This is a genomic window from Humibacter ginsengisoli (assembly GCF_054780095.1).
In genome coordinates, this window is record NZ_BAAGWZ010000001.1 from 485,916 (window position 1) to 509,208 (window position 23,293).

Below are 23,293 nucleotides of genomic sequence, written 5' to 3' on the forward strand. Positions count from 1 at the left end.
GATGAGCATCGACACGTCACACTCGGCCGTGCAAGCGGTCGAACGCGAACTGCGGGCGCACGGCATCCAGGGCGAGGTGCGCTGGCTCGACGAAGCCACCCCGACAGCGGCGGCCGCCGCTGCGTCGATCGGCACCGAGGTGGGCGCCATCGCGAACTCCCTGGTGTTCACGCTCGACGGCGATCCTGTGCTCGTGATGACCTCTGGCGGACACCGTGTCGACACCGCCTACCTGGGTGAGGAGCTCGGCGGAACGTTGAAGCGGGCATCCGCCGAGACGGTGCGCGAAGCCACGGGACAAGTAATCGGGGGAGTCGCTCCGACCGGCCATCCCGCACCGTTGCGCACGTGGGTCGACACCGCGCTGAAGGCTTACCCCGAGATCTGGGCCGCGGCGGGGCATCCGCACACGGTCTTCCCGCTCACCTATGAGCAGCTGGTCGAACTCACCGGGGGCACCGAGGTCGAGGTCGAGCGGGGGGAGTAGCGGCGCACCGGCTACGCGTCGTCCTCGAGCAGCCGGCGGATCATCACACGACCGTGCTCCTCGAAGTCGTCATCGCCGATCCCGTGCGACCAGACCACGGTACCGACCGCCTCGCGCATCGTCTCCAACTCGAGCACGGTACGGTCGTCTGCGTCGAGTTCGCGTCCCGTGCCGCGCATGAAGGCGGCTTCGAGTTCGGGTCGGTCGTGGAAGTCCTTGCTGCGAAGCCGCACGAGATCGCTCACCCACGAGCGCTGTGCTCCGCGGCCGAAGTCGATGACGGCGATTCTTCCCTCGTGCACGAGCCAGTTGCGAGGATGATAATCGCCGTGGGTGAAGTGGAGCCGCACCGGATGCCTTGACAGGCTCCGCAGCTTCATCTTGAGCCGTCTGCGTGACAGGTCGTCGACGAGGCACTCCGCCCGTTCGATCCCGTCGAGGGTGCGTGCCGCCACCGCGTCCAGGTACTCATCGGAAAGCGGCCCGGGAACCTGCAGCCTGGCGAGAATCGCTCCTGCCTGTTCGAAGAAATCCGGGTGCTCTTGCTCAGGCGTTCCGAGCAGGAGCCGTCCTGGAAGGTATTCGGTGACCAGGATTCCCGCCTGGATGTCTGCGAACTGCAGGCGCGGCGCAGGCAGATCGTGGAGCGCGTTCAGCACGTCGCGATGCGCCGCGATCTCCCGGCCGATGTGGTGGCTCGTCTCACTGGCCTTCACAATGTGCTCTCCGGAGCGTGATCGCATCTGGAGCACAGCCGTCTCCTGGAGGGGCCAGGAGTGGTCGGCGACGACCGACCAATCGCCGAGCCAGATGTCCAGCAGATCGCGGTGTGACGCGGACAGTGCCGGGCGGCTCTCAGGCATCCTGCGGGTAGATGATCGCCTTCACGGCCGTGGGGTCGGTCGCGCCGATCGCGAGTGCGTCCGCCGTCTGTGCGAGCGGGAAGCTGTGCGTGTGCACGCCGCTCAGGTCGACGCGTCCGGATGAGATGAGCGCGATTCCGAGCGGCCACGTGTTCTGGTAGCGGCTCACCATCGAGATCGTGATCTCGTTCCAATTCAGCGTGTGCAGTGGCAGGTCCGCGTTCTGCTTGGCGATGCCGATCACGGCTGCCCGGCCGGCAGGGCCGAGCCGGGCCAGACCGTCGGCCAGAACGCCCGGTGCGCCGGAACACTCGAGCAGCACGTCGAAGCTGCGCGATGAGCCGGAGCCCGACCCGCTGAGCTCGGTATCGAACCCGTGCTTCGCCGCCAGTTCGAGGCGTGGCTCGACCACGTCGGTGATCGTCACGGTGCGGGCGCCGAGAGCACGTGCCGCTTCGGCCGCAAGCAGTCCGACCGGCCCGGCACCGGTGACGAGCACGTCGTCGCCGGGGCGCAGACCCGCACGCTGGCATCCCCACAGCCCTACCGAGAGCGGCTCGACGATCGCCCCTTCCTCGAACGTCATCGACTCGGGCATGACGAACAGCGTGCGCGCATCGATGGCGAGCCTCTGCACGAGGGCGCCATCCACGGGAGGGGTGGCGAGGAACCGCAGGTTCCGGCACAGGTGGTAACGCCCGGCGCGGCACTGGGCGCACGTCCAATCGGGCACGCTCGGTTCGATCGCCACGCGATCGCCCGGCACGACGCTCGTGACGCCCTGACCCACGGCGACGACCTCGCCCGACACCTCGTGGCCGAGTATGAAGTCGCCTTCGACCACATAGGGCCCGATGCGGCCATAGCGGAAGAACGAGACATCGGATCCGCAGACGCCGACCGCGCGGATCGCAACCACCGCCTCCCCCGGGCCCGGTTCGGGCTCCGGTCTCTCCTGGATCTGGATCGTTTCAAGCGCGGTCATCACAGCGGCGAGGTTGGTCATGCCGTCTCCTTCGAGTCGGGGTGGAGTGGAGTTGGAGGTCGAGCCGAGTTGGAGTCGGATTGCAGATCGAGTCCGAGGCGTTCAGATCCGCGTTCCAGTGCGATGCAACTCGAGGTGTTCGAGGTACACCTCGGCGTTGTGACGGATGCCCGCAACCTCTTCGTCGCTCAGCTCACGCCGCACCTTCGCGGGCACGCCGGCCACGAGCGACCGCGGCGGCACGATCGTTCCCGCAGTGACCAGCGCCCCCGCGGCGACGAGCGATCCGGCGCCGATCACCGCTCCGTTCATCACGGTGGCGTGCATGCCGATCAGCACGTCGTCTTCGATCGTGCAGCCGTGCAGTACAGCGTTGTGCCCGACCGAGACTCCCGAGCCGAGCGTGAGGGGGAAGCCCGTGTCGACGTGGCACGAGCAATTGTCCTGGATGTTCGACCGCTCACCGATGACGATCGGCTCGTTGTCGGCCCGCAGCACGGCGTTGTACCAAACGCTCGCACGCTCCCGCAGGGTGACGGCGCCGATCAGGTGGGAGCCCGGTGCGGCCCACGCGGAGTCCGCCACCTCAGGGCGCGGACGATCGGCCCCCGAAACCAACGATGGCAGAGCGGTCAGGCGGGCATCCGGATGCGCAGACATGCCCCCAGTCTGCCCGCCCTGGCCGGTCGCAAGCCACTGTGTCGGCCCAGAACAGGTAGATCGCGCGAGAACAGGCAGATCGTGCCTGTTCTCGCGTGGCAAGCGCATTCCTGCCTGCTGCGGCGTCGCGAACGCGCCGCCGCAGCTACTCGTCGCGCGAGGCTCCCGCCGACGGCACGACGGCGAACAGGTCGGGCTGGGCGTAGCCGTGCTCGGCGAACGCCGCGTCGACGGATGCCTCCACCTGGGACACCAGCTCGTGCGGCACCAGCGCGATCGCGGATCCGCCGAAGCCGCCTCCGGTCATCCTGGCGCCGATGGCGCCGTAGTTCTGCGAGATCTCCACGGCGAGGTCGAGCTGCGGAACGGACACCTCGAAGTCGTCGCGCAGGGAGCGGTGCGAGGCATCCATCAAGTCGCCGATCGCCCGCGGGCCCTGCTCCCGCAGCGTGCGCACCGTGTCGAGCACGCGCTGGTTCTCGGTGACGACGTGCCGCACGCGACGGAACGTCTCGCCGTCGAGCACCTCACGCGCCCGCGGAAGGTCCGCGATCGAAACCTCTCGCAGCGACTCAACGCCGAGCTCTCTGGCACCTGCCTCGCAGGATGCCCGTCTCGCGGCATATCCGCCATCAGCGTGCTCGTGTTCCACCTTGGTGTCGATCACGAGCACCTCGAGCCCCGCCTCGTCGAACCCGAGCGGGATGACGTCGGTCTCGAAGCTGCGGCAGTCGATGAAGATGCCGCTGTCTGCACGGCCGAGCAACGACGCCGACTGGTCGAGGATGCCCGTGGGTGCGCCGACCACCTCGTTCTCGGCGATGTGCCCGGCCTTGACGAGCGTCTTGAGATCCAGGTCGAGCCGCCACACGTCGTTGAGCGCCACTGCCGCTGCGGACTCGATGGCGGCCGACGACGACAAGCCCGCGCCCACCGGAACGGCGGAGTCGAGGTAGAGGTCGAAGCCCGGAACGGCGTCGAGATCGGCGCCGAGCTGACCCAGCGCCCAGGCCACGCCGAGCGGGTAGTTCTGCCAGCCGCGCTCGCCGCCGGGCCCGAGGTCGGACAGCGACGTCTCGACGACGCGGTCGGAGAACGACGACGTGACGCGGATCGCCCGGTCGTCGCGCAGCGCGAGCGCGCCGACCGTGCGCCGGTCGATGGCGAACGGGAACACGAACCCGTCGTTGTAGTCGGTGTGCTCACCGATCAGGTTCACCCGGCCCGGCGCCGACCATACGCCCTGCGGAGCGTGCCCGAAGAGCTCGGTGAAGCGCGCGCGAGCAGCCGCGACGAGGTCGGTCATACCGGGTTCTCCTTGTCTGCCAGCGCGATCGCCGTGCGCAACGATTCCGCCTGCCGCTCCGGCGGCACATCGCCGACCCATGCTCCCATGGCCGCTTCGCTGCCGGCCAGGAACTTCAGCTTGTCGGCCGCCCGACGCGGCGAGGTGAGTTGCAGGTGCAGCCGCACGTCACCGCGGTGCACGTTCACCGGCGCCTGATGCCAGGCCGCGATGTAGGGGGTGGGGGTGTCGTAGAGCCGGTCGACGCCGCGCAGCAGGCGCAGGTAGAGCGTCGCGAGCTCGTCGCGTTCCGCATCCGTCGTGCCCGCGAAATCGGGCACCTGCCTGTGCGGCACGAGATGCACCTCCAGCGGCCACCTTGCCGCGAACGGAACGTAAGCGCTCCAGTGCGCGCCGGCCAGGAGCATCCGCTCGCCCGCCCGCTCGAAGTCGAGGATGTCGCCGAACAGCGTCGGCCCGTACGCCTCAACCGAGGCGAGCAGCCGCTGCGTGCGGGGTGTGATGTAGGGGTACGCGTAGATCTGCCCGTGCGGATGCCCGAGCGTCACCCCGATCGCCTCGCCCCGGTTCTCGAAGGGGAAGACCTGCTGGATGCCGTCCATCGCCGAGAGTGCGGCGGTGCGGTCCGCCCACGCCTCGATCACGGTGCGCGCCCGCGACGCCGGGATGCTGCCGAAGGCCCCGGAGGTGGCCGAGCTGAAGCACACCACCTCGCATCGGCCGACGGAGGTGCGAACGCGTCCGATGCCCACCTCCGCGAGGTCCTCGAGGCTGCGCGGCGCATCCGGATCGTCCAGCCCGGGACCGAATGACGGGGACCTGTTCTCGAACACGGCCACGTCGTAGTCGCTCGGGATCTCCGACGGGTTGCCGGCCGACTGCGGCGCGAGCGGATCGAGCTCGGCCGGCGGGAGCACCACGCGGTTCTGCCGTGCGGCGGCGATCGAGATCCAGTCGCCGGTCAGCGGGTCCTGGCGCATCCGCGCCGTCTGCGGCCGTGGATCGAGCGTGCGGAGGTCGGGCGCGCGGTCCGCCGGCAGGGTGCTGTCGGCGTCATCGAAGTAGATGAGCTGGCGCCCGTCGGCGAGGCGGTACTCGCGTTTCGTGATGGTGCCCACACGTCGACCCTACCTTACGGATTGACAACCAATCAAAAGCAAACGTAAGTTGCTGCTGTGGTTGACGTTCCGGGTTCGACCGCCGGCGCGGTACCCGATGCCGGCGCTCCGGCGACCATTCGGCGTCAGCGCATGCTGGGGCTCATCGGCGATCGCGGATTCGTGCGGGTCGGCGAGCTGAGCGACACCTTCGGGGTCTCGGAGGTGACGGTCCGAGCCGATCTCGCGGTGCTCGAGGGGACCCAGGGCATCCGGCGCGTGCACGGGGGAGCGATGCCCAGGGTCACCGGGCCGTTGCACGAGCGTTCGTTCGAGGAGGCGCTGGAGAGCTCTGCCGACGAGAAGCTGACGATCGCGCGCCGCGCGGTCGAGCTCGTCGAGCCCGGCATGAGCGTGATCGTCGACGTGGGCAGCACCTGCATGGCTCTCGCCCGGGAACTGGTGCGCCGCGAAGACCTCTACGACGTCACCGTCATCACGAACGGGCTCACGATCGCGCTCGAACTGGAGAACGCCGGTCCGCGCGTGCAGGTGATCGTGACCGGCGGCACCCTCCGCCCGCTGCAGCACTCGCTCGTGGCGCCACTGGCCTCGCTCATGTTCGCGCACGTTCACGCCGATCTCGCATTCATCGGCTGCAACGGGGTGGATGCTCGCGCCGGCGTCACCAACATCAACCTGCCGGAGGCGGAGCTGAAGCGCGAGATGGTGCAGGCATCCGCTCGTGCCGTCGTGCTGGCGGACGGCTCGAAGGCAGGTCAGGTGCACCTGGGCCGCATCGGCGAACTGGCGGACTTCGAGGCGGTCTACCTCGGTGCGTCCGCGGATGCCCGTGCTCTGCGCGCCCTCCGCGCCGCGCATGCCCGTGTCGTTCGCACCGCCCCCACAGGCTGAGCGACGGTCCTACGCTGGGAGCATGCGCGCGCCCACCGGAGACCAGTACGAGCTCACGTGCGACAGCCCCGCGGGGCAGGCGCGGGTGACGATCACGCAGGTGGCGGCGAGCATCCGCTCGTACTCCGTCGGCGGCATCGACGTCACCGAGCCATATCCCGAGTCGATGGCGACGCCGTCGGGCTGCGGAAGCGTGCTCGTGCCGTGGCCCAACCGGGTGGCGGATGCCACGTGGTGGTGGCGCGACGAGTCCGGCTCCGTCAGCGAGCAGAAGCTTGCGGTGACCGAGCCGGCACGCGGCAATGCGATCCACGGGCTGTTGCGGTATTCGCCCTACCTCCTGGTGATGCGCACGAAGGACTCGGTCACGCTCTCTGCGACCGTGTACCCGCAGCTCGGCTATCCGTTCCTGCTCGACACCAGCGTGCGCTACAGCGTGAGCGCGGACGGACTCACTGTGGAGCACACCATCGTCAATGCGGGCGACAAGGATGCTCCTGTCGCGATCGGCACGCATCCCTACCTCAAGATCGGTGGCGTTCCGACCGCCGACCTCATGCTGCGGCTCGAGGCCACCACTCACTTCGAGGTGGACGAGCGGATGAACGTGATCGGCGAGAGTCCGGTCGACGGCACGGAGTTCGACCTGCGCAGCGGCCGACGTGTCGGAGACCTTCACCTGGACACCGGGTTCGGCGGTGTGAAGCACCAGGACGGACGCGCCGAGCACTCGCTGACCGCGCCCGACGGCCGCTCGGTGGTGCTGTGGGTCGACGACTCCTACGGTTATGTGCAGGCGTTCACGCATCGTTCGTTCGCCACCCTGCCCTCGGGCGACGTCGCCGTCGCGATCGAGCCGATGACGGCGCCGGCGAACGCCCTCAACTCGTCGCAGGGACTGACCTGGCTGGCGCCGGGCGAGACCCTGAAGACGCGGTGGGGCATCGAGCCGCGTCTCGTGTGACCCGCAAGTTTCTGTCGAACGCTCAGCAGGGAGGTTCTGCATGCACGCCATCGCACTGACCGAGGGTCTGCCCATCGACGACGAGCGCAGCCTCGTCGACGTCGAGCTGGCGTACCCGGAGCCCGCGCCGCACGATGTGCTGGTGGAGGTGCGGGCGGCATCCGTCAACCCGGTCGACGTCAAGCAACGCGCGGCCAGTCCGGCACTCGACGCGCCTCGCGTTCTCGGCTTCGACGGAGCAGGGGTGGTCCGCGCCATCGGAAGTCAGGTGACGCTGTTCCGTCCGGGTGACGAGGTGTGGTGGGCAGGCCAGATCGACCGTCAGGGGTCGGATGCCGATCTTCAACTCGTCGACGAGCGCATCGTCGGGCGCAAGCCGTCGTCGCTGGGATTCGCCGAGGCCGCAGCGTTGCCGCTCACCACCATCACGGCGTGGGAGTCGCTGTTCGACAAGCTCGCACTGACCGCTGACAGTCGAGGCGCGCTGCTCGTCGTGGGTGCAACCGGCGGCGTGGGGTCGATCATGCTCCAACTCGTGCGCGAGCTCTTGCCCGGCGTGCGCACCATCGCAACAGCGTCGGGCGAAGAGAACGTGCGCTGGGCACGCTCACTGGGAGCAGTGGCGACCGTCGACCACCACGCCGACCTGGTCGGCGAGACCCTCGCCGCCGAGCCGGATGGCGTGGACTGGATCTTCACGGCTCACAGCGCCGGGCGTGCGGCGGACTACGCACGGCTGCTGAAGCCGTTCGGTGCGATCGTGGCGATCGACTCCGGCAAGGACGTCGACTTCGACGTGCTCAAGGCGAAGAGCCTCTCCTGGCATTGGGAGTTCATGTTCACGCGTCCGGTGCAGCGCACGCCCGACATGATCAGGCAGCACGAACTGCTGGATACCGTCGCGGACCTCGTCGACGCCGGTCGCGTCACCTCGACCGCGCAGACCGTGCTGCAGGGATGGGATGCCGCGACGTTCCGCGAAGCGCACCGCCTGGTCGAGTCCGGTCACACGGTGGGCAAGGTGGTCGTGCAGCGATGATGTGACCACGAGCGGACGCCGGCGACTACGCTGGCGCCACCGCGTTGGCCGCGATCACGTTCTTGTACCATTCGAAGCTCTTCTTCGGCGTGCGCTTCTGCGTCGGATAGTCCACGTTCACGAGCCCGAAGCGCTGCGTGTAGCCCTCGGCCCACTCGAAGTTGTCCAGCAGGGCCCACACGTAGTGGCCCTCGAGCGGGACGCCCGCGTCGATGGCTCGCGCCGCCTGCTGAAAGTGCGAGCGCAGGTAGTCGATGCGTTTCGTGTCGTTCAGGCCGTTCTGCATCGGGTCGTCGGGGACGCCGTTCTCGGTGATCACAATCGGCACCCGCTTGTAATCGTCCTTGAGGCGGGTGAGCAGCTCGTAGAGTCCCGGCGCCCAGATCTGCTGCCAGGTCGCGGCCGACGTCTGGTGGATCTGCACCATCTGCCCGTTCAGGTCGACGCCGGCGACGCCGTAGTAGTTCACGCCGAGCACGCCGATGGGGGAGGAGATCGTCTTCAGATCGCCGTCTCGTATGAGCGCGGCGAACCGGTCGGGGTCTGCAGGCAGCTGCCCGTTCTCGGTGCCGATGGCATCCTTCGGGTAGCTGCCCTTCAGCACGGGGTCGAGGAACAGCCGGTTCTGCACGGCATCAACGTTGGATGTCTGCAGCTTCGCCGCTGGATCGCGCTCACGGGCGTGAGATTGAGCACGGGTCCGACCCGGCCGGCGGCGCCGTTCGCGGTGAACGACTGCACGGTGAGCCCGTGCGCGAGCAGCTGGTGGTGCACTGTCGCTGCGGCCTGGTTGGGGTCCATGATCCCCGGCGCGTGGCTGCCGTACCAGTACCCGTTGAACGCCTGCGTCTTCGGCTCGTTCAGCGTGTACCAGTCGGCGTCGACGTCTTTGAAGGTGCCGAACACGATGTCGGCGTAGTCGGCGAACCGATTCGCGGTGTCGCGCAGCGGCCAGCCGCCGGCGTCCTGCAGCGGCCGCGGCAGGTCCCAGTGGTAGAGCGTGATCGCGGGGCGGATGCCGCGCTCCGCCAGCCCGGCGATCAGTTGCCTGTAGAAGTCGAGGCCCTTCTGGTTCACGGCGCCCGATCCCGCCGGCTGGATGCGCGGCCACGCCAGCGAGAACCGGTATCCGCCCGCTCCGAGTGTCTTCAGCAGGTCGAGGTCGGTTCGCCACCGGTGGTAGTGGTCGTCGGCGACGTCGCCCGTCGAGCCGTCGGCGATTCGCCCGAGGCCGGACTGAGAGAACGTGTCCCAGATCGACGGGCCGCGGCCGTCTACGTTCCAGGCGCCCTCGATCTGGTAGGCGCTCGTCGCGGCGCCCCACACGTATCCCTTCGGGAAGCGCATCGGAGACGAAGGCGGGCTCCAGGATGCCTTCGAGCCGCTGGGCGACGAGGTGCAGCCCGCCAAAGCGGCGGTCCCGAGACTGCCGATCGCGATGGCACTCGCGGTGCCGAGGAACTGCCGTCTGCTCACTCCGGTGAACGAGGAATCCGAGCCTGTCACGAGTCGCCTTCGTCTCCGCATCGTCTCTCGAGCACCGATGAGACATGCTGAGAGCGCTCTCTTATGGGGATGCGGTCAGCATACTGAGCGCGGGCCGGGCGCCGCTAGTCCTCGTCGATGCCTTCGATCACAGAGTTGCGCGGCTTGAGTGAACCGCCTGTGGCCAGCTTCATGAGGTCGCTGTTCAGGTCGATCGCGAGCTCCGTGCCGCCGGCACTGCCGTACTCGTGCTGGTAGTTGCGCCAGCTCGAACCGCGCACCTCGCGCTCGAATCCGCTCTCCATGAGCAACAGCAGCTCGAAAGCGGCGCGTTCGATGCGGGAGCCGAGCGCCTTGTCCTGCCAGTCCTCGGTCGCCGCGAACACCGAGGTCGGCACGCTCAGCGCCCGCAGGTACGCGAACAGCGACCGCATCTGCTCGTCGACGACGAGGGCGTGCCGGGCGGTACCGGCGGTGGCCGCGAGCGCGACGGGCTTGGCGATCAGCAGATCGTTGTCGAGTACCTGGAAGAACGAGCTGAACAGTCCGCTCGGGCCGGCCTTGTAGACGGGGGTGCTCGCCACGATGCCGTCGGCCTCGCGCAGGGCCTCGACCGCGGCCGTGAACCGGGGGCCCAGCAATCCGGATGCCAGCGCGCCAGACAACTCCGGCAGCAGCTCCCGCAGATCCACAGTGGTGATGCGCACCGTGTTTCCGCGGCGCTCGGCCGTCTTCCGTACCGCTTGCGCGATGCGGTCGCCGAGCAGCTTCGTCGACGAGGGATCGCTGATGCCCGCGTTCACGACCGCGAGGCGGAACGCCTTCTGCTCAGCCATCTCAGTCCTCCCCGAACGGCGAGGCGGTCAGCGAGTCGGTGTCCTGATACGGCGAGCCGCCGGTCACATTGTCGCCGCGGTTCGCATTCGGCCGTGGCTGCCGGGGCTCGGCGTCTCCGTACTTGGCCTTCACCAGGCTCGCGTGAGTGGGCGCATCCGGAACCTCGGGGTCGCGCAGCGACTCGAACTCGCGCCGCAGCACCGGTACCACCTCGCCGCCGAGCAGTTCGAGCTGGTCGAGCACCTTGCCGAGCGGCAGGCCGGCGTGGTCGACGAGGAAGAGCTGGCGTTGGTAGTCGCCGACATAGTCGCGGAAGCCGAGCGTCTTGTCGATGACCTCCTGCGGGGATCCCACCGTGAGCGGCGTGCTCTCGGTGAACTGCTCCATCGACGGCCCGTTGCCGTATACCGGCGCCTCGTCGAAGTACGGGCGGAACTCGTCACGGGCTTCCTGCGAGGTCTTGGCGATGTAGGTCTGGCCGCCGAGACCGACGATGGCCTGCTTGGCGCTGCCGTGGCCGTAGTGCTCGAAGCGCTGGCGGTAGAACTCCACCATGCGCTGCGTGTGCTCCTTGGGCCAGAAGATGTGGTTGGCGAAGAATCCGTCGCCGTAGTAGGCGGCCTGCTCGGCGATCTCCGGGGTGCGGATCGAGCCGTGCCACACGAACGGCGGCACGTCGTCGAGCGGGCGCGGCGTCGACGTGAAGCCCTGCAGAGGTGTGCGGAAATGCCCCTCCCAGTCCACGACGTCCTCGCGCCAGAGACGGTGCAGCAGGTTGTAGTGTTCGAGCGCGAGAGGCAGGCCCTGCCTGATGTCCTGGCCGAACCACGGGTAGACCGGCGCCGTGTTGCCGCGGCCGAGCATCAGGTCCATGCGGCCTTGGGAGAGGTGCTGCAGCATCGCGTACTCCTCGGCGATGCGCACTGGATCGTTCGTGGTGATGAGCGTCGTCGACGTCGTGACGATCAGCCGCTTCGTCAGTGCCGCGACGTGCGACAGCAACGTCGTGGGGGAGGAGGAGAAGAACGGCGGGTTGTGGTGCTCGCCGATGGCGAAGACATCCAGTCCGACCTCCTCGGCCTTGACCGCGAGCTGCACCGTGGCGTCGATGCGCTCGGCCTCACTGGGCGTCACGCCCGTCGTCGGGTCGCGCGTGATGTCGCTGACCGAGAAAATGCCGAATTGCATCGGGATGTCCCCCTCCAGGGTTGACCGGTCACACCGGCCGCTCATAGATGTATGCGTTTGCATGAATGTCAAACGCACCACTCCCTGCAATCATTCCCGGCTGTGGCAGGAACCGCACCGGATCCGGTGATCACGCTTCAGGGGTTGACCGGCTCTCCGGCACTGTCTCGGCGACCGGGACCGCCTCGGCGACCAGCATCGCCTCGGTGCGCCAGTTGCGGCCCATACGTTCGTACGTCACGATCGCGTGGCAGTTCCGGCACCGTACGTCGCACTTTTCGATCTCGGCCATCACGATGGACTCGCTGAAGCCGAGAACGACAAGCTTCATGACTGCTTCCCGCTTGATCTCGTTCGGACGGTGGTCGAAATCGAGCACTCGCAGATCAGTAGCCCCGCAATCGAGGCACGGATGCGCCCGTAGATAGTCGGCGACGAACCGCTGAAGCTGTCTACGACGTTGCCTCTTCCGCTCGCCAATCACCTGAATGTGCTTTTCCCGGTTCGCGGCGTAGTACCGGCGAGCAGACTCTCGATTGCATTCCCGGCACACCGATTGCAGACCGTCGGGGCTCCGAGCCCGCCGGTTGAATTCCGTGAGTGCCTTAGACTCGGAACACGTTCCGCACACCTTGCGCGGCTCTGTGCCAGGCCCCCGTAGCTCAGAGGCAGAGCAACCGGCTTTTAACCGGTGGGTCGAGATATCGTAATTCTCCGGGGGCACCATCGCCGGCGCTCCGGACATGTCCGCTGCCATGCCGTTCCTTCGTGTCGTCCCCGATTCCACGAAGGTAGCCCTCGCCTCTGACATCGAGGAGGGCGAATGGAGCAACGAGCTACCCGCCGCAAGTAAAGGCGGGCGCCGCGACACCTGTCTGCAACGCCCGCCTTAGTCGGTGAGGGATTCGCGGCCCGTCAGGCGCGCCTGCTCCCGGTCAGTGCGCGGATGATCCAGGCGATGATGGCCAGGAGCAGCAGAACGATTCCGACCCACAGCAGCCAGTTGACCGCCGAGACGAAACCGCCCGTGAAGAGCAATATCACGGCGACGATGACCACGATGATCAGCAGGATGTTCATGACGCTTCACACTATCGTCGGCCCTCATCCGGGGGTAGACCCTTGACATCCGTGCTCTGCCTGCATCCACGCGGCAGATGCGGAATCCTTGTGGGGTGACCGATTCGAACCGCCCGTACCACAAGCCGACGAAGCTACCCGGCTTCCGGTTCGACGACCTGCACGGGGCAGACGATCCTGCAAAGACGAGCCGCGTGGCGCACGAGACCGCGGCGGCGCTGCTCGAGCGGGTGCGCAGGCATCCGGACCCCGAGATCGTCTCGCGCCTCGTCTCGTACACCGACGACAACGGTATCGACGCGATCGCTGAGCTGTGGTCCCGTGCCGCGGCGCACAGCCTGCCGGGCGCACTGTGGCGCATCTACCTTCTGCGGCTCGCGATCCGCGAGGATCCGCACGCGACGAGCCTGCAGTTCCAGCGTGGAACCGAGGTGCTGCAGTCGATCGATCCCGTCGTGGCAGGCGCCGAGACGCCGACCGGGCCCAGCGAGATCATCGACCTGGCCGATCGCATCCTGCGTGGAGTCTTCGAGGGCGACTTCGCCGTCGCACTCGAACGCGCCGCCGCCTTCTGCCGTGTCAGCGCCGCCGGGTGCACGAGCCTCGCCGACGACGCGGAGCCGACCGAGCCGGAGCGCGCGAGTCTGCTGACCAGACGAGCGCTGCGCTTCTCGGAATTCGCCGCGGAACTCACCGCAGCTGCACGCCTCTGGCGCAGCGACTCACTGGAGTGAACCCGCAAGAGAAAACAGCAATTCGAGCATTCGAATCGCGTCAGAAGCGATCGAGTGCCGCCGCCACGCACTCGGCATAGAGAACACCGCCTTCGGACCCGGGATGGATGCCGTCGGGCGACAGCAAACCCGGGTGAGCTGCGATGGCATCGTGCCAGTCGGCAAGGGCGGCCTGCTGATGCGACGCGACGAACGCGCCGAGATCGCCGTTCACCTCGCCAAGCCACGGGCGATCCGCATAGATGTTCACGAACACGATGCGACGGCCGGGGCCGACGGCCTGCAGATCGCGATCCAGGGTGCCCGTTCCGAGGTATCCATTCGTGCCGAGGCCGATGATGACAGTGTGGCGGAGCGTTCCGTCAGCGGCCTTCTCTTGCAGAAGAGCAGGCGCATCCCTCGGGGAGCGCGAGACCACGGCGTCGATGGCGATACCCGGGAACGCGCGGAGCAGAGCGGGCGCAGAGGCGAGCATGACCGAATCGCCGATCGCTGTGATGTCGCTTCCGTCGCGAGGCGCCGGTGCAGTGACAGGCGACGAATCCGAAGACGCGGCCGGACCCGACGCGCTGGGCGTCGGTGACGGCGTCGAGGTCGGCCCTGACGACGCCGGAGCGCCTGCCGCGTCAGCGGCATGCCCAGCGGGCGACGACGTTGGCGTGTGGTGCTGCGCCTGCTCGATCGCGCGCCGACCGGCCGCGACCTGCTGCTCGGCGGCCGTTCCGCTCATACCCTCGACGGCCGCCGCCGACGTGCCGACCACACCGACCAGCAGTGCAGCACATGCCACGCACGCCGCGCCGAAGAGCGCCGGCCGGGCACGGGATGTTCTCGTGAACGGTCTGACGAGCGTGCGGAAGCCGCTCCGGCGAATGGGTGTCTCGACGAATCGGTATGACAGCGCGGTGGCGGCGGCGCTGATCGCCAGCGCGATAGGCGGCACGGCCCAGGACGCCGAGCCCACGGACGCTGCGGATGCGACGGCACCGACAAGCACGAACACGGGCCAATGCCAGAGGTACAGGCCGTACGAGCGAACGCCGATCGCGCGCAGCGGCCGCACATCCAGTGCCGCACCGAGCGCGGAGGCCGGCCTTGTCGCCGCCCATACCAGGGCGACCGTGAGCACCGACACGAGCGTCAGGCCGCCGTCGTAGTTGAAGGCGTCGCGGTCGTGCACGAACACCGCGTAGACGATGAGACCGGCGAGGGCGAGCACGCCGACGACCGGTGCAGAGCGTCGGGTGAGGCGTTCGGCGGCGGTCTCCTGCCCGTACAGATCCCAGCGTCGCGCCCGATCGAGCACGAACGCCAGGGTCGCGCCCAGCGCCAGCCCGAAGAAGTGAGTGTCGGTGCCGTAATAGACACGGCTGGGATCTGCTCCGGGGCTGTACAGAACCGCCATGGTGACGACGGATGCCGCGGCCAGCGCGAAAGGCACGCCAGCGCGACCGTGTCGCGGCATCCACGGCACGAGGGCGAGCACGATCAACGGCCAGACCAGGTAGAACTGCTCCTCGACGGCCAGCGACCACAGGTTACGGAAGAGCTGAGGCGAGCCCTGTGCGAAGTAGCTCTGGTCCAGTGCGACGTACACCCAATTGCTGCTGAACGTGAGCGCTCCGACCAGCTGCGAAGCGATGTGCGCGAGCACGTCCCGCCCGATGAACAGCGCGGCGGTGCAGCACGCGAGCACGAGCACGACGAGGGCGGGAAGCAGACGGCGAGCCCGGCGCATCCAGAACGAACGCAGCCGCTCGCGACGCCCGAGGGATCCGATGAGAAGCGAGGTGATGAGAAAGCCGCTGATCACGAAGAACACGTCGACGCCGATGAAGCCGCCGGGAAGCGCCGCCGGCACGTAGTGATAGGCGATGACGGCGATGACAGCCAGCGCACGCAGTCCGTCGAGCCCTGGCAGGCGCGCGGATTCGGTCGCGGCAGGCGGCGCCGGCGACGGGATCGGGAGGCGTGTGTGCGGAGACATCGGGCTGCGAGTGTAACTCCGCCGCAGCGTCACCGACCGCAGACCCTTCGGCCGGGAATACCCTCCGTGCGAGTTCGTTACACTCGTATGGCCGGGCCGCAGTAACCCCGGGCTCCATCATTCGCCGCTTCGAGCGGCCTCGCGCCGAGAGGCGTTCTGCGGCCCGGCATTCTCGTCTTCGTTACCCGAATCGACCTGACACGTAGTCCTCGGTCGCCTGCACCGACGGCTTCGTGAAGATCGTCGCAGTGTCGTCGTACTCGATGAGCTTGCCCGGCTTGCCCGTGCCGGCGATGTTGAAGAACGCCGTGCGGTCCGACACCCGGGTCGCCTGCTGCATGTTGTGCGTGACGATGACGATGGTGTACTCCTTCTTCAGCTCCTCGATGAGATCCTCGATGGCGAGCGTGGAGATCGGATCGAGGGCCGAGCAGGGCTCGTCCATGAGCAGGATGTCAGGAGAGACGGCGATCGCGCGCGCGATGCAGAGACGCTGCTGCTGGCCTCCGGAGAGACCGGAGCCGGGAAGGTGCAGCCGGTCCTTCACCTCGTTCCATAGGTTCGCTCCGCGGAGCGACTCCTCTACGAGGTCGTCCTGGTCGGTCTTGGACATCCGCCGGTTGTTCAGCTTGACCCCGGCCAGCACGTTGTCGCGGATCGTCATCGTGGGGAACGGGTTGGCCCGCTGGAAAACCATGCCCACCTGCCGGCGCACCAGCACGGGGTCGACGCCTGGCGCATAGAGGTTGTCGCCGTCGATGAGCACCTCGCCCTCGACATGCGCGCCGGGGATCACCTCGTGCATGCGGTTCAGGGTGCGCAGAAACGTGGACTTGCCGCATCCGCTCGGCCCGATGAACGCCGTGACGGTGCGCGGCTCGATGGTCATGCTCACGCCCTCGACGGCGAGGAAGTCGCCGTAGTACACGTTGAGGTCGTTCACGTTGATGCGCTTGGACACGCTTGCTCCTGTTCGGGTTTCTAACGGTCGCTAACGCAGGCCCTTGGGGGCGAACAGCTTGGCGACGACGCGGGCGACGAGGTTCAGGATGACCACGAGGATCACCAGCAACAGTGCGGCACCCCACGCGGACTGGTACGACGACGCTATGTCCTGCGACGGGAACTTGTAGTTGGTGTAGACCATCACGGCGAGAGACTGCATCGGCCCGTTGAACGGGTTGGCGTTGAAATTGTCGGTGAAGCTCGCCGCGATGAAGATGGGCGCGGTCTCGCCGATCACTCGCGCGATGGCGAGCATCACGCCCGTGATGATGCCGGCGATGGCGGTCGGCAGCACGATCCGGGTGATGGTCGCGAACTTGGTCACGCCGAGCGCGTAGGACGCTTCGCGGAGCTCGCTGGAGACGAGTTTCAGCATCTCCTCCGTCGACCTGATCACGATCGGGATCATCAGCACCGACAGCGCCACCGACGCCGAGAACCCGCTGAACGCCTTGGGCCCGACGACCAGCGTGAAGAGCGAGAAGGCGAACAGGCCCGCGACGATGGAGGGGATGCCCGTCATCACGTCGACGAGGAACGTGACGGTGCGAGACATCCACTGCTTCGGCTGCGCATACTCGACCAGGTAGATCGCGGCCATGATTCCGATCGGAATCGAGATCACGGCAGCGATCCCGGTGATGACGAGTGTGCCGACGATGGCCTGAAGGGCACCGGTGACGACCGTGACCTTGAGCGTCTTCGGGTCGAAAACGCTCCCGCCGGTCTTGGTGATGAAGTCCCAGGTGAGCGCGGGTGCGCCGCCCACGATCACGGTGATGAGCGTCGAGACCAACGGGATGAGCGCGAGCAGGAACGCGATCGTCACCAGTCCCCGGATGACCCGGTCCGTCGCCTTGCGCCGGTTCTCGACGACCGTGGAGAGGATGCCCAAGCCCACCAGATACACCACAGCGCTCAGCACCAGCCAGCCGACGATGCTGAAGCCGATCATGGCGAGCACGGCAGCGCTCACCGCGAGCGCACCGGCCAGCGTGTACAGCTCGGCGAAGCGCGGCAACTGTGCGGAGGTGAGCGCGTTGGGCACCGGGCCGCGTGGGCTGCGGCCGTTCCGCGCAGGGCCCTGTTGGTTGCGGCGGTTCTGCACGACGGTGGCGGTCATGCTTCAGCGGCCTCCTTGCTGGCCTGTGCGGCTGCGCGCTTGATGCGACGTCGGTTGCCTGCGCCGGTGCGTGCCACGATCCAGCGTGCGACGAAGTTCACGCCGAAGGAGATGACGAAGAGTGCGAGGCCGGTGGCGATCAGGGCTTCGCGTTGCAGCGGGTTCGACTCGGGGAAGTTGTTCGCGATATTCGCTGCAATGGTCTGCGAGTTCATGGTGTCGGTGATGATGCGCACCGAGAAGATCAGCGACGGCGAGATGATCATCGCGATCGCCATGGTCTCGCCGAGTGCACGGCCTAGCCCGAGGAGGGTGGCGCTGACGATGCCGCTGAAAGCGTGCGGGAAGACGGCGAGCCGGATCATCTCCCAGCGGGTGGATCCGAGAGCGAGTGCCGCCTCTTCGTGCAACCGGGGCGTCTGCAGGAAGATCTCGCGCGCGATCGACGTGATGATCGGCAGGATCATGACGGCCAGCACGATGCCACCGGCGAGCATGGTCGAGCCGGTATGCGAGACCGGCCCGGAGAACAGCGGGATCCAACCCAGGTACTGGTTCAGCCAGTCCTGGAACGGAATCAGGAACGGCCTGATGATGAAGATGCCCCAGAGGCCGAACACCACGGAGGGAACGGCGGCGAGCAGGTCGACCAGGTAGCCGAGCACGCTGGCGAGTCTGCGGGGCGCATAGTGCGAGATGAACAGCGCGATGCCGATCGCCACGGGTGTGCCGAGCACGAGCGCGATCAACGCGGAGAACAGCGTGCCCCAGATCAGCGGGCCGACGTACGCCCAGAACGACGAGTGTCCCTGCGTGGTGCCGGCCGCGAGATCGGGGGAGCTCCAGTTGGCTCCGATCGCCGGGGCGGCCTTGATGATGAGGAACAGGGCGACGCCGGCCAGGATCACCATGATCAGGCCGGCGGAACCGGTGCTCAGAAAGCGGAAGATGCGGTCGGCCGGGCGCGCCTTGACCTTCGTTCCCCGGGAGGTGGTCCGGGGGCCATCCGGGTGCCGGCCGGCATCCGACCGATTCTCGGACACGTTCGCCAGAGGTGATCGCACAGCGGTATTGTCTGTCACTTCACTCTTTCTGACGGTCGGAACGGAATGGTCGGATGCCGGTTGTCGCGATTCGCGAGGCGGCTACTTCACGGCAGCGAGAGTCTTCGCGGCCTTCGTGAGGAACGAGTCGGGCAGAGGAGCCGAGCCGGCGTTCTTTGCCCCGACCTGCTGACCGGTCTTGCTCACGACGAAGCCGAGGTAGGCGGATGTGAGCTTGCCCTGGTCGGCGTTCTTGAAGCTCTTGCAGACGACGTCGTACGAGAGGAGCGGGATCGGATAGGCGCTCGTGTCGGTGATCTTCGTGGTGTCGATCTTGACGGTCAGGTCACCGTCGCCCTGCGGCGTGATCTGACCCGACTGATCGAGGGCCTTCGTCGCCGCTGCTTCGCTGTACTTCACGAACTTTCCGGTCGAGCCGACCTCGATGGATGCCTGAGTGGCGTTGCCGATCGAGCTCTGGTCTGCGTAGCCGATCGTGCCGTTGCCCGCCTCGACCGTGTTCACGACGCCCGAGCCGCCCTGCTGACCGCTGCCGACGCTGTTCGGCCAGGCGGTGCCCGCATCCCACGTCCAGACCGACGGTGCCTGCTGGTGCAGATACGTGGTGAAGTTGGCTGTCGTGCCGGAACCATCCGAGCGGTGCACCACGGAGATCGGAGTCGCCGGAAGGGTGACGCCGCTGTTCAGTGCCGCGATCGCAGGGTCGTTCCAGGCGGTGATCTTGCCGGCGAAGATCGACGCGATCGTCTTCGCGTCGAGGCTCAGCTTCGACACCCCGTCGAGCTTGTAGACGATCGAGACGCCGGACAGATACACGGGGATGTTGACCGCGCCGTCCGGACCGCACGTCGTCTTCGCCTGCGCGAACTGCTCCGCGGAAAGGGCCGCGTCAGTTCCCGCGAAGTCGTAGCTGCCGTTCAGCCAGTTGGTCACGCCGCCGCCGGATCCCTGCGACTTGTCGTAGTTCACCTTGACGCCGCCCGCCTGCGCCTGGAATGCGGCCGTCCATGCGGCCTGCACATTGGCCTGAGCGCTCGAGCCGCCGGCCGTGATGGTGCCGGAGAGCGAGCTGTAGTCCGCCGCCGACGCGGAGGATGCCGACGAGCTGGTGCTGCTCGCGTTGCCGCCGCCCGTGGAGCAGGCGGTGAGCGCGAGCGCTGATGCCAGCGCGACCGTGCCGACCGCGGCTGCTTTGTTGAACTTCACTGTGTTCCCTTCGGGATGTGGGGGAGCGCCGGATGGCCGCCCGGGAGCGAAGATATGTGCGGGGCGTGACCAGAATCCCGCCTCGCGGTGAACGACAGGTGAACGGCGGGCGGCTACTGCCGGGGGCTGTGCGTCTCGATCGCGATGATGCCCGAAGCCGGGTTGCTCTTCGACAGGTGCACCACGGAGTACTCGCCCACCTCGAGCGCCGCGGCGTCTCTGATGTAGCTGCCCATGGTGGTGCCCGTGGCGAGTGCGATCTCGCGCAGCACGTCGGGGATCACCGGCCCGTGACTGCACAGCACGGCTGTCTTGCGGGCGCGCACGCGCTTGCCGACCACCTCGCGGATGCCCGCCGTCGCCGTGCCCGATTCCCAGGCATCCTGTGAGAGAGCGGTCGTTCTCTTCGCGTTCACGCCGAATGCTGCGGCCAGGGGAGCGACGGTCGCGACGCACCGCACGGCCGACGAGGTGACGATGCGCTTCGGCCGCCACGCCGCGATGGTGGGCACGTTGCTGGCGGCCTGCTGCACGCCTACCTTGGTGAGCGGGCGAAGGGCATCCTTCCCGCTCCAGTGCGACCTCGAGGTGGCCTTCGCGTGCCGCAGCACGACGAGCGCGAACGTCTTCGTGACGCCCTCGTCGTAGAGCGCGGCCCACTGCGCGACGATCTCCGCGTCCCGCTCGTAGCTGAGGTACTTGCGGATGCGCTTCAGCGGAACCCACTCGATGGCGGCGATCTCGTCGTTCGGCACGAACGTGGAGGCGTGCACGGCCTTTTCGCTCACTTCGGCCGCCCAGTAGTGCACGAACTTCTCGCGACCGCTGGAGATGATGTAGTTCGTGATGCCGAGGGGCACGCCGAGCGTCACCTTCAGCCCGGTCTCCTCGAGAACTTCACGCTGCGCCGCCTGCGGGAGGGACTCGCCCGGGTCGACCTTGCCCTTGGGCAGGGTCACGTCGGCATACTTCGCCCGGTGCACGACCAGGATGTGCGGGGTGCCGTCGATGAGGCGCCAGCAGACCGCGCCGCCGGCATAGATGACCGTTTCGGTCACCGGCGGCTGCCCGTGCGCTGTCGGTGCGAGATCACCTGCATGAGCCTATTCTGCAGATCGTCCAGCGGCTGTCCATTCGCATCCAGGCTGTGGCGCACCCAGGTGCCGTCAGAGGTCAGCCACCACGATGACGTGCGGTCGTCCATCGCGCGGTCGAACAGGTCGTCGAGCTCTGCGATGTGCGCAGCATCCACGAGGCGCACGAGCGTCTCCACCCGGCGGTCCAGGTTGCGGTGCATCATGTCGGCGCTTCCGATGTACACCTGCGGCTCGCCGTCGTTCTGGAACGCGAAGATGCGCGAGTGCTCCAGGTACCTGCCGAGGATCGAGCGCACCCGGATGTTCGCGCTGTAATCCTCCTGCCCGGCCTTCAGCCCGCAGATGCCGCGCACCCAGAGATCGACAGGCACACCCGCCCGGCTCGCCCGGTAGAGCGCGTCGATGATCGCCTCATCGACGATCGAGTTCACCTTGATGCGGATGCCGCTCGGTCGCCCCGCTTCCGCGTTGGCGCGTTCGTTCTCGATCGCCTTGATGAGGCCCTTGCGCAGGTGCAGCGGGGCGACCAGAAGCCGTTTGAACTTCTTCTCGATGGCGTAGCCGGAGAGCTCGTTGAAGAGTCGCGTGAGATCTTTGCCCACCTGGTCGTCGGCGGTGAGCAGGCCGAGATCCTCGTAGATCCGCGACGTCTTTGGGTTGTAGTTCCCGGTGCCGATGTGGCTGTAGTGCCGGAGCACCCCGTTCTCCTCGCGCACGACGAGCGCGAGCTTGCAGTGCGTCTTGAGGCCGACGAGCCCGTAGACGACGTGCACACCGGCCTTCTCGAGCTTGCGCGCCCACTCGATGTTCGCCTGCTCGTCGAACCGGGCCTTGATCTCCACCAGCGCAAGCACCTGCTTGCCGCGCTCGGCCGCGTCGATCAGCGCCTCGACGATGGGGCTGTCGCCGCTCGTGCGATAGAGGGTCTGCTTGATGGCCAGCACGTGAGGGTCGTTCGCCGCCTGCTCCAGGAACGCCTGAACACTCGTCGCGAACGACTCGTAGGGGTGGTGTAGCAGAATGTTGCCGCGCGCGATCGAGGCGAAGACATCCGGTTTCGCGTTGGGCTCACGCGGCATCAGCTGCGCGGGCGTCGTCGGCACGTGGTTCGGATAGTGCAGCTCCGGACGCTCGATGCGGCTCAGCTCGAAGAGGCCGCCGAGGTCGAGCGGCGCGGGCAGCCGGTAGACCTCCTGCTCGGTGATGTCGAGCTCACGCACGAGCAGGTCGAGCGTGATCGGATCCATGTCTTTCGAGACCTCGAGCCGGATCGGCGGGCCGAACCGGCGGCGCAGCAGCTCGCGCTCCAGTGCCTGGATGAGGTTCTCGGTCTCGTCCTCGTCGATCTCGACATCCTCGTTCCGCGTCACGCGGAACACGTGGTGCGCCAGAACCTCCATGCCGGGGAACAGGTCGCCCAGATGGTGGGCGATCAGGTCCTCGAGCATGATGAACCGCATCTGCCCGATCGACTCGCGCTGGTCGATGCGCACGAACCGCGGCAGCATCGTCGGCACCTTGAGCCGGGCGAACTGCTCCTTGCCGGTCTTCGAGTTGCGCACCCGGATCGCCAGGTTCAGCGAGAGCCCGGAGATGTAGGGGAACGGATGCGCCGGATCGACCGCGAGTGGCATCAACACTGGGAAGATCTGACGCGAGAAGATGTCGCGCATCTGCTCGCGGTCGGCAGCGTCGAGGCTGTCCCAGGTCGCGATCGAGATCCCGGCATCGGCGAGCGCGGGCATCACGCCGTCGCGGTATGCCTCGGCATGGCGCACCTGGAGTTCGTGCGCCTTCTCGGAGACGTCGGCGAGCACGTCCACCGGGGCCCTGCCGGTGTTGGTCTGCACCGCGAGTCCGGTGAGGATGCGCCGCTTCAGACCGGCGACGCGCACCATGAAGAACTCGTCGAGATTGGTCGCGAAGATGGCGAGGAAGTTGGTGCGCTCGAGCACGGGCACCAGAGGATCCTCGGCCAGCTCCAGCACCCGCTGGTTGAACGCGAGCCAGCTCACCTCACGGTCGAGGTAGCGGTCGGGCGGCAGGCTCGGATCGAGGTCGGGATTCCACGGCTGCTCGAAGTCGTCGTCGAACTCGGGGCTCAGCCCGGTGCCGATCAGGGTGTCCTCGCCGTCCATCCACTCATCATGGCACCGTGGGAAAACGGGAGG

23 protein-coding genes and 1 tRNA gene are annotated in these 23,293 nt (G+C 67.4%); 6 read left to right on the forward strand and 18 right to left on the reverse strand.

Annotated elements, in window-relative coordinates; translation table 11 throughout:
• The first annotated feature begins 1 nt into the window (after position 1).
• Positions 2–487: a YbaK/EbsC family protein gene (locus ACYVI5_RS02005; RefSeq protein WP_460578773.1), complete on the forward strand. Its 486-nt coding sequence runs from the start codon at positions 2–4 to the stop codon at positions 485–487.
• Between the two features lie 11 nt (positions 488–498).
• Here the strand turns inward: ACYVI5_RS02005 and ACYVI5_RS02010 are convergent, their stop codons facing one another.
• From ACYVI5_RS02010 to galT, 5 genes are all read right to left on the reverse strand, one after another.
• The gene (locus ACYVI5_RS02010) at positions 499–1,350 is read right to left on the reverse strand and encodes an aminoglycoside phosphotransferase/kinase family protein (RefSeq protein ID WP_460578774.1); all 852 of its coding nucleotides are present in this window, start codon (positions 1,348–1,350) and stop codon (positions 499–501) included.
• Positions 1,343–2,356, reverse strand: coding sequence for an NAD(P)-dependent alcohol dehydrogenase (locus ACYVI5_RS02015; protein ID WP_460578775.1), 1,014 nt, complete (start codon positions 2,354–2,356; stop codon positions 1,343–1,345). Before ACYVI5_RS02015 ends, ACYVI5_RS02010 begins: the two co-directional genes overlap by 8 nt.
• Positions 2,357–2,437: 81 nt before the next feature.
• A complete protein-coding gene (locus tag ACYVI5_RS02020; protein ID WP_460532152.1) occupies positions 2,438–2,995 on the reverse strand; it encodes a gamma carbonic anhydrase family protein in 558 nt (185 codons plus the stop codon).
• 145 nt (positions 2,996–3,140) lie between these two features.
• On the reverse strand, positions 3,141–4,301 hold the full coding sequence (gene galK / locus ACYVI5_RS02025) for a galactokinase (protein WP_460578776.1): 1,161 nt from the start codon (positions 4,299–4,301) through the stop codon (positions 3,141–3,143).
• Positions 4,298–5,419, reverse strand: coding sequence for a galactose-1-phosphate uridylyltransferase (galT, locus tag ACYVI5_RS02030; protein ID WP_460578777.1), 1,122 nt, complete (start codon positions 5,417–5,419; stop codon positions 4,298–4,300). The genes galK and galT overlap by 4 nt, the downstream gene beginning before the upstream one ends.
• A gap of 57 nt (positions 5,420–5,476) precedes the next feature.
• On the opposite strand from galT, the gene ACYVI5_RS02035 reads away from it, so the two are divergent.
• From ACYVI5_RS02035 to ACYVI5_RS02045, 3 genes are read left to right on the forward strand one after another with little or no spacing between them, the layout of a single operon-like run.
• Positions 5,477–6,313 carry a DeoR/GlpR family DNA-binding transcription regulator gene (locus ACYVI5_RS02035; protein ID WP_460578778.1) on the forward strand — a complete coding sequence of 279 codons (837 nt, stop codon included), beginning with the start codon at positions 5,477–5,479 and terminating at the stop codon, positions 6,311–6,313.
• Positions 6,314–6,335: 22 nt separating this feature from the next.
• Entirely contained in the window at positions 6,336–7,277 is a 942-nt protein-coding gene (locus ACYVI5_RS02040) for an aldose 1-epimerase family protein (protein ID WP_460578779.1), read from the forward strand.
• A gap of 40 nt (positions 7,278–7,317) precedes the next feature.
• Positions 7,318–8,316: a zinc-binding alcohol dehydrogenase family protein gene (locus ACYVI5_RS02045; protein WP_460578780.1), complete on the forward strand. Its 999-nt coding sequence runs from the start codon at positions 7,318–7,320 to the stop codon at positions 8,314–8,316.
• 25 nt (positions 8,317–8,341) lie between these two features.
• Here ACYVI5_RS02045 and ACYVI5_RS02050 read toward each other — a convergent pair whose 3' ends face one another.
• The 5 genes from ACYVI5_RS02050 to ACYVI5_RS02070 form a co-directional block, all read right to left on the reverse strand.
• Complete coding sequence (locus ACYVI5_RS02050) at positions 8,342–8,947, reverse strand: glycoside hydrolase family 1 protein (RefSeq protein WP_460578781.1); 606 nt, start codon at positions 8,945–8,947, stop codon at positions 8,342–8,344.
• On the reverse strand, positions 8,914–9,822 hold the full coding sequence (locus ACYVI5_RS02055; RefSeq protein ID WP_460578782.1) for a glycoside hydrolase family protein: 909 nt from the start codon (positions 9,820–9,822) through the stop codon (positions 8,914–8,916). The genes ACYVI5_RS02050 and ACYVI5_RS02055 overlap by 34 nt, the downstream gene beginning before the upstream one ends.
• Positions 9,823–9,926: 104 nt before the next feature.
• Positions 9,927–10,637: an NADPH-dependent FMN reductase family protein gene (locus ACYVI5_RS02060; RefSeq protein ID WP_460578783.1), complete on the reverse strand. Its 711-nt coding sequence runs from the start codon at positions 10,635–10,637 to the stop codon at positions 9,927–9,929.
• 1 nt (position 10,638) lies between these two features.
• Positions 10,639–11,826, reverse strand: coding sequence for an LLM class flavin-dependent oxidoreductase (locus tag ACYVI5_RS02065; protein ID WP_460578784.1), 1,188 nt, complete (start codon positions 11,824–11,826; stop codon positions 10,639–10,641).
• A 130-nt stretch (positions 11,827–11,956) separates the two neighbouring features.
• Positions 11,957–12,205: a hypothetical protein gene (locus ACYVI5_RS02070; protein ID WP_460578785.1), complete on the reverse strand. Its 249-nt coding sequence runs from the start codon at positions 12,203–12,205 to the stop codon at positions 11,957–11,959.
• A gap of 272 nt (positions 12,206–12,477) precedes the next feature.
• Between ACYVI5_RS02070 and ACYVI5_RS02075 the strand changes: the two genes are divergently transcribed.
• Positions 12,478–12,552: transfer RNA gene (locus ACYVI5_RS02075), tRNA-Lys, on the forward strand.
• Positions 12,553–12,741: 189 nt separating this feature from the next.
• On the opposite strand, the gene ACYVI5_RS02080 is transcribed toward ACYVI5_RS02075, so the two are convergent.
• Positions 12,742–12,906 (reverse strand): cytochrome c-type biogenesis protein, encoded by a 165-nt coding sequence (locus ACYVI5_RS02080; protein ID WP_460532182.1) that lies wholly within the window; start codon positions 12,904–12,906, stop codon positions 12,742–12,744.
• Positions 12,907–13,001: 95 nt separating this feature from the next.
• Between ACYVI5_RS02080 and ACYVI5_RS02085 the strand changes: the two genes are divergently transcribed.
• Positions 13,002–13,640 (forward strand): DNA-directed RNA polymerase subunit beta, encoded by a 639-nt coding sequence (locus ACYVI5_RS02085; RefSeq protein ID WP_460532185.1) that lies wholly within the window; start codon positions 13,002–13,004, stop codon positions 13,638–13,640.
• A gap of 40 nt (positions 13,641–13,680) precedes the next feature.
• Here the strand turns inward: ACYVI5_RS02085 and ACYVI5_RS02090 are convergent, their stop codons facing one another.
• From ACYVI5_RS02090 to ACYVI5_RS02120, 7 genes are all read right to left on the reverse strand, one after another.
• Positions 13,681–15,627, reverse strand: a complete 1,947-nt coding sequence (locus ACYVI5_RS02090; protein WP_460578786.1) for an acyltransferase family protein — start codon at positions 15,625–15,627, stop codon at positions 13,681–13,683.
• Positions 15,628–15,808: 181 nt separating this feature from the next.
• The gene (gene pstB, locus ACYVI5_RS02095) at positions 15,809–16,588 is read right to left on the reverse strand and encodes a phosphate ABC transporter ATP-binding protein PstB (RefSeq protein WP_440297317.1); all 780 of its coding nucleotides are present in this window, start codon (positions 16,586–16,588) and stop codon (positions 15,809–15,811) included.
• A gap of 30 nt (positions 16,589–16,618) precedes the next feature.
• Positions 16,619–17,755 carry a PstA family ABC transporter permease gene (gene pstA, locus ACYVI5_RS02100; RefSeq protein ID WP_460578787.1) on the reverse strand — a complete coding sequence of 379 codons (1,137 nt, stop codon included), beginning with the start codon at positions 17,753–17,755 and terminating at the stop codon, positions 16,619–16,621.
• Positions 17,752–18,819, reverse strand: a complete 1,068-nt coding sequence (gene pstC, locus ACYVI5_RS02105) for a phosphate ABC transporter permease subunit PstC (RefSeq protein WP_460532196.1) — start codon at positions 18,817–18,819, stop codon at positions 17,752–17,754. Before pstC ends, pstA begins: the two co-directional genes overlap by 4 nt.
• A gap of 81 nt (positions 18,820–18,900) precedes the next feature.
• Positions 18,901–20,025 carry a phosphate ABC transporter substrate-binding protein PstS gene (gene pstS, locus ACYVI5_RS02110; RefSeq protein ID WP_460578788.1) on the reverse strand — a complete coding sequence of 375 codons (1,125 nt, stop codon included), beginning with the start codon at positions 20,023–20,025 and terminating at the stop codon, positions 18,901–18,903.
• Positions 20,026–20,138: 113 nt separating this feature from the next.
• Complete coding sequence (locus ACYVI5_RS02115; protein WP_460578789.1) at positions 20,139–21,083, reverse strand: NUDIX hydrolase; 945 nt, start codon at positions 21,081–21,083, stop codon at positions 20,139–20,141.
• Positions 21,080–23,260 (reverse strand): polyphosphate kinase, encoded by a 2,181-nt coding sequence (locus tag ACYVI5_RS02120; protein ID WP_460578790.1) that lies wholly within the window; start codon positions 23,258–23,260, stop codon positions 21,080–21,082. Before ACYVI5_RS02120 ends, ACYVI5_RS02115 begins: the two co-directional genes overlap by 4 nt.
• Between the last annotated feature and the right edge of the window lie 33 nt (positions 23,261–23,293).